Below are 1,116 nucleotides of genomic sequence, written 5' to 3'. Positions count from 1 at the left end.
AGGTCGAGGCCCAGGTCCAGCGCGGGTGCCGAGTGGGTCAGCGCCCCGATCGCCAGATAGTCGACGCCGGTCTCGGCCACGCGGCGGGCCGCGTCGAGGGTGAGGCCTCCGCTGGCCTCCAGCTCGACGCCGTTCGGACGGGCGATCGTGACCGACGCGCGCAGCTCGTCCAGGCTCATGTTGTCGCAGAGGATCAGGTCCGCGCCGGCTGTCACTGCTTCGGCGACCTGGGTCACCGTGTCGCACTCGACCTCGACCGGCAGGCCGGGGAACCTCGCCCGCACCGCGGCGAACGCCGCCGCCACCCCGCCCGCGGCGACCACGTGGTTGTCCTTCACCAGCGCCGCGTCCGCCAGCGACATCCGGTGGTTGCGCCCGCCTCCGCAGCGCACCGCGTACTTCTCCAGCGCACGCAGCCCCGGCAGGGTCTTACGGGTGTCCCGGATCGCCACCCCCGTACCGTCCACCGCGTCGACCCACCGCCGGGTCGCCGTGGCCACCCCGGAGAGGTGGCACAGCAGGTTCAGCGCCGTGCGCTCGGCGGTGAGCAGGGCGCGGACCGGGCCCGTGACGGTCAGGACGGTGTCCCCGGGGCTCACCCGGTCACCGTCCGAAGCGATGATCTCGATGTCCAGCCCGCCCGTCCAGCCACTCTTCGTATCCGAGTGCTCGTCAGCGGCGCCGCCCCCGCGGTGGACGTCCGACGGATCCCGCGTCGAGCGGACGCCTGTGGGCTCGTATCGCGCCGGGTACCAGTCGGAGAGGACCACCTCGAAGACGGCCGCGGCCACCGGCAGGCCGGCGACGACTCCTCGGGCCCGCGCGACGACTGCTCCCTGCCCGGCCAGGCCGGGCGGCACGGTCGCGACCGACGTCGTGTCGACCGTATCCGGAACATGACTACTCACTGTACGGACAGTGGCATCCGCCGCGGTTTCGGGGGCCGCGACCGGCTCCGCTGGGAGCGCGGGCAGGTCCTCGGCGACGGCACCGCGGATGAGCGCGACGAGCGCGTCCGGATCAAGCCCGGCGGACACCAGAGCGCCGCGGGTCTCCGGCGACAACGGTGACGATGACGGCGGTGACAACGGCGGCGGCGGTGACAACGACAACGGC

The 1,116-nt window shown here is 73.5% G+C and carries 1 protein-coding gene; it reads right to left on the bottom strand.

Translation table 11 applies throughout. The annotated features are described in order from the left end of the window. The coding region (nadC, locus tag AC5LSR_RS20315) for a carboxylating nicotinate-nucleotide diphosphorylase (RefSeq protein ID WP_493468835.1) at positions 1–1,037 on the bottom strand (1,037 nt) is incomplete at its 3' end. Between the last annotated feature and the right edge of the window lie 79 nt (positions 1,038–1,116).

This window comes from Protofrankia sp. CiP1_Cm_nod4 (assembly GCF_982290645.1).
The sequence above is the reverse complement of the archived record's forward strand: the minus strand, read 5'-3'. Positions and strand labels throughout refer to the sequence as shown.